At 48.8% G+C, this 4,850-nt stretch carries 5 protein-coding genes; 2 read left to right on the top strand and 3 right to left on the bottom strand.

Translation table 11 applies throughout. From position 1 onward, the window contains the following. Positions 1-1,568: molecular chaperone DnaK (dnaK, locus tag ACTHUE_RS11105; protein ID WP_440402851.1), on the bottom strand; the 1,568-nt coding region annotated here is incomplete at its 3' end. A gap of 304 nt (positions 1,569-1,872) precedes the next feature. After that, entirely contained in the window at positions 1,873-2,433 is a 561-nt protein-coding gene (grpE, locus tag ACTHUE_RS11100; protein WP_440361281.1) for a nucleotide exchange factor GrpE, read from the bottom strand. A 150-nt stretch (positions 2,434-2,583) separates the two neighbouring features. On the opposite strand from grpE, the gene cysE reads away from it, so the two are divergent. Beyond that, positions 2,584-3,402 carry a serine O-acetyltransferase gene (cysE, locus tag ACTHUE_RS11095; RefSeq protein ID WP_004520667.1) on the top strand — a complete coding sequence of 273 codons (819 nt, stop codon included), beginning with the start codon at positions 2,584-2,586 and terminating at the stop codon, positions 3,400-3,402. Positions 3,403-3,475: 73 nt separating this feature from the next. On the opposite strand, the gene ACTHUE_RS11090 is transcribed toward cysE, so the two are convergent. Beyond that, complete coding sequence (locus ACTHUE_RS11090; protein ID WP_440361280.1) at positions 3,476-4,066, bottom strand: tyrosine-protein phosphatase; 591 nt, start codon at positions 4,064-4,066, stop codon at positions 3,476-3,478. A 125-nt stretch (positions 4,067-4,191) separates the two neighbouring features. Between ACTHUE_RS11090 and ACTHUE_RS11085 the strand changes: the two genes are divergently transcribed. After that, positions 4,192-4,850, top strand: a 659-nt coding sequence (locus ACTHUE_RS11085) for an FAD-dependent oxidoreductase (RefSeq protein ID WP_440402852.1), incomplete at its 3' end; no start/stop codon positions are given.

Here is a 4,850-nt window from a genome sequence, read left to right as displayed (position 1 = left end):
TTGGCTTCGGCATCTTTCACCATGCGTTCGATTTCTTCTTCGCTCAAACCTGAAGAACCTTGGATGGTAATGTTGGCCGCTTTGCCGGTGCCTTTGTCTTTGGCAGAAACGTGCAAGATACCGTTGGCGTCAATGTCGAAAGTAACTTCAATTTGCGGCATACCGCGTGGTGCAGGTGCGATATCGGTCAAGTTGAACTGACCCAAAGATTTGTTGGCAGAAGCGCGTTCGCGTTCTCCTTGCAGTACATGGATGGTTACTGCGCTTTGGTTGTCTTCGGCAGTAGAGAACACTTGAGACGCTTTAGTCGGAATAGTAGTGTTCTTTTGAATCAGCTTGGTCATCACACCGCCCATGGTTTCGATACCCAAAGACAGAGGAGTTACGTCCAGCAGCAATACGTCGCTACGGCCGCCGCTCAATACTTCGCCTTGAATCGCTGCACCTACGGCAACAGCTTCGTCAGGGTTCACGTCTTTACGAGGCTCTTTACCGAAGAAGGCTTTAACGGCTTCTTGTACTTTCGGCATACGGCTTTGACCGCCGACCAAAATCACGTCGTCGATGTCGCTGGTGCTCAAGCCGGCATCTTTCAATGCGATTTTACAAGGCTCGATAGAACGTTGGATCAAGTCTTCAACCAGGCTTTCAAATTTGGCACGGGTAATTTTCATGGCCAAGTGTTTAGGACCGGTTGCATCCATAGTGATGTATGGCAGGTTGATTTCAGTTTGCTGACCGCTGGACAATTCGATTTTGGCTTTTTCAGCAGCTTCTTTCAGACGTTGCAGAGCCATTACGTCTTGTTTCAAATCAATGCCTTGTTCTTTTTTGAACTCGTCAATGATGTAGTCGATCAAGCGTTGGTCGAAGTCTTCACCGCCCAAGAAAGTATCGCCGTTGGTTGCCAATACTTCGAATTGTTTGTCGCCGTCGAGGTTGGCGATTTCGATGATGGAAATATCGAAAGTACCGCCACCCAAGTCATATACGGCTACTTTACGGTCTTTGTTGTCGCCTTTGTCCATACCGAATGCCAAAGCGGCAGCGGTTGGTTCGTTAATGATACGTTTTACTTCCAAACCTGCGATACGGCCTGCGTCTTTAGTCGCTTGACGTTGGCTGTCGTTGAAGTAGGCAGGAACGGTAATCACAGCTTCAGTGACTTTCTCGCCCAAGTAAGCTTCAGCGGCTTCTTTCATTTTACGCAAAACTTCTGCGGAAATTTGAGGAGGAGACAGCTCTTTACCTTGCGCTTTCACCCATGCGTCGCCGTTGCTGGCTTTGATGATTTCGAAAGGCATAGATTCGATGTCGCGTTGAACTTCTTTGTCTTCAAATTTGTGGCCGATCAAACGTTTGGCGGCGTAAATAGTGTTTTTAGCGTTGGTTACCGCTTGGCGTTTTGCAGGCGCACCGACGAGGATTTCGCCGCCGTCCAAATAAGCGATAACGGAAGGAGTGGTGCGTGCACCTTCTGCATTTTCGATCACTTTGGTTTGACCGTTTTCAGAAATAGCCAAACAAGAGTTGGTTGTACCTAAGTCAATACCGATTACTTTTGCCATATTATGTTGCTCCTAATAAATAAACTTTTCTAAATTAATAATCCTGTGGAACATTTCGTTCCGATGGCTTGTAAATAAGGTTGCTTCATTTTTTTTCAAGGCTTAATTTGAATTTTTTTTTAAATTAAATTCAAGTACTTGATTTATTTATCCACAAGCCGTTTATTCTTTTTTCAGATGGCCGGCTTTAATTTTCCAATTCCGGTTTATCGGAATGATTTTCCAATAGCGGAACATCGGAATTTGAAACCGGATAAGGCCGTCTGAAGATTTTATGCTTGATAAACTTTATCAAGCGGTTCCTTCAATCTTCTTTTTTCGCCACGACAACCATCGCAGGACGCAGCACGCGGTCAGATAGTGTGTAGCCTTTTTTCATCACACTGACGATGGTATTCGGCTCTTGCTCGCTGACGACTGCCTGCATCGCTTGATGTTGGTGCGGATCGAGTTTGTCACCCGGCTGTGGGTCGATTTCTTTAATGTGTGTGGCATCAAATGCTTTTTGCAGCTCGTTCAAAGTCATTTGCACGCCCATTTTCAGCGCATCGAAATTACCGCTTTGGTCGAGCAGCGCCATTTCGAGATAATCTTTAACCGGCAACATTTCTGCTGCAAATTTTTGTCCGGCGAATTTATGGGTGTCGGCGATTTCCTGCTGATGGCGGCGACGCAGGTTTTGCTCATTTGCCAAACCGCGCAGCTCGCTGTCTTTGAGCTGACCTTCCAACTCGGCGACACGCGCCTGAAGCTCTTCGTAAGTCGGTTCTGCTTGTTCGGTTTCAACGGTTTCGGCAGTTTCTACGGCTGCCGCTTCTTCTGCTTCGTGCTGATGTTGTTCGTTATGCTCCGTCATTTCTGACATCCTTTTAGCGTGTTGATATTCGATGTTTCATATATAAGGCCGTCTGAAAAAACTTCAAGCATTTGAATACCGATTATCAAATGCCTTGTTAAAAGACGTTGGAAAACGGTAAGATAGCCATCTGATTTTATTCTTCAGACGGCCTCGAATATGAAAAAAGACCATTTGAATTCAACCGATTTTAATCTGTGGCACACCATTCGCGAAGAAACCGAAGCGGCCGCTGCGGCCGAACCGATGCTGGCAAGCTTCCTGCATCAAACCGTGTTGCGCCACGATTCGCTCGATTCGGTACTTGCCTACCATCTTTCCAGCAAGCTCGGTAGCCCGATTATGGACGTGCGCGCGCTGTTTGAAATCTATCAGCAGGCTTTGAGCGTGGACACCCGTATCAGCAAATGTGTCGAGGCCGACTTAAAAGCCATTTACGAGCGCGACCCAGCTTGTGATGAATATTCGCTGCCGCTGTTGTATTTCAAAGGTTTCCACGCCGTACAGGCACACCGCATCAACCACTGGCTCTATCAAAACGGCCGTAAAACGCTGGCGTATTTCCTGCAAAACCGCATGTCGGAAGTCTTCGGTGTTGACATTCACCCTGCCGCCCGTTTCGGTCACGGTTTGATGCTCGACCATGCCACCGGTTTTGTGGCCGGCGAAACCGCCGTCTTGGGCAACAATATTTCTATCCTCCACGGCGTAACGCTGGGCGGTTCGGGCAAAGAAAGCGGCGACCGCCACCCGAAAATCGGCAATGGCGTGATGATTGGTGCGAACGCTTCGATTTTGGGCAACATCCGTATCGGCGAAAATGCCAAAATCGGCGCAGGCAGCGTGGTGGTTGCCGATGTGCCGTCTTCGATTACCGTTGTCGGCGTACCCGCCAAACCGGTTGGCCGCTCGTCCAAAACCCCGTCTGCCGATATGGATCAAAGCATTCAATTATCGACTACGGATTTTGTTATTTAAGCAATCTGCCATTTTAAAGGCCGTCTGAAAGATTTGTTCTTTCAGACGGCCTTTTATCATTTAAATCTTGATGTTAACCACGTTTTCGCAAGGCTTCCAAATGCATTTTAACCTGCTTGACTTTCTCTTCGGTAAACAGGTTGGCAATGTTTTTCCAAATGCTGTGATAACCGTAAGGCCCATGTTGCATTTCGACTTTTGCCTCCTCCACCGACCAGCCTTGATAGATGATGCGGTACATTCCGGCAATCAAACCGGTACGGTCTGCGCCATGATAACAATGAATGAGCACTGCGCCGTTTTGCTGTTGTTTTTCAATCAGGTATAGGATTTCCGCAATCTCTTTCGGCTTAATGCTCCATGACAGCAACGGACGGTTTAGCAAGGTCAAACCATGCTCTTTCAAATGGTCGTCATCGTTGCGGTCGAAAAAGCGCAAGTTGATCACGCTTTGAATGCCCAGCTTGACGATGGCTTCGCCATCTTCGGCAACAGGCTGCTCGCTGCGGTAAAGCTTGTCGTCGATACGATAAAGGTTGGCATCGTGTTTGACGGGCGTTGCCCAACGTGCGGACTGAACGGCTTTGTTGCCGTTATCCGGCGGCGCGGACGAGCAAGCGATGGGCAAGCCGGAAGCGAGAAGGCACAATAAAAGACGGCGCATAAAATTCCTGTATGAAAATCAATTGGAAATCAAAATATCATGCGATTCTATCAAAACCCGTTCGGATATTCTATCCGCGCAAACCGCGTTACAATAAAGCCTCTTTTTTCAGACGGCCTTTCATCATGACCTGCCTTGCTTGGAACACCACGCCTTCCCTTGCTACCCTTTGCCGCGCGATCGAACAACATACCGCGCCGCTTTATTTGATTGTCTGCCTGCCTGAAAACCATATTCCCGATTTTCCGCTGTCAAATCTTCCCTCCGAGCTTGAAGGCCGTCTGAACAATCGTCTCGCTCAAGCCATGAAATGCCTTCAGTTCAACAGCGTCAATGTTTTAGAAAACCTCTTGCCTGATGTGCATCTCTGGCTGGTTCCGCCACACCGCGCCGACCGCTTACACGAACATTTCCATCATATAGAATGGCAAACCGAAGCCATATCCCAATCCGCCCCTATTCCTCTAAAACCTTGGTTCAGACGGCCCGAACATCAAGCCGTGCCCGAACACGTCCTGATTATCGGCGCAGGCATTGCCGGCGCAGCAACCGCGCACAAACTGGCGGAGCACGGCGTACGCGTTACGGTTTTGGAGGCAGGCAAAGCGGCGCAGGCAGGCAGCGGCAACCGCCAAGGCTTACTCTATGCCAAAATCTCGCCACACGATACCGAACAAACCGAGCTGCTGCTGACAGGCTACGGCTACACGCGCCGATTGTTGGAAGACTTGCTGCCCGACTCCGACGTATGGGGCGGCGACGGCGTATTGCATTTGAATTTTGA

The organism is Neisseria sp. P0021.S005 (genome assembly GCF_051956955.1).
Note: the sequence above shows the minus strand (reverse complement) of the source record. Positions and strands in the feature narration are given on the sequence as shown.

Excerpts from the sequence above, each read along its gene's own strand:
- grpE (WP_440361281.1), bottom strand. The coding sequence starts at position 2,433 with ATGTCAGAAATGACGGAGCATAACGAACAACATCAGCACGAAGCAGAA.
- cysE (WP_004520667.1), top strand. The coding sequence starts at position 2,584 with ATGAAAAAAGACCATTTGAATTCAACCGATTTTAATCTGTGGCACACC.
- ACTHUE_RS11090 (WP_440361280.1), bottom strand. The coding sequence starts at position 4,066 with ATGCGCCGTCTTTTATTGTGCCTTCTCGCTTCCGGCTTGCCCATCGCT.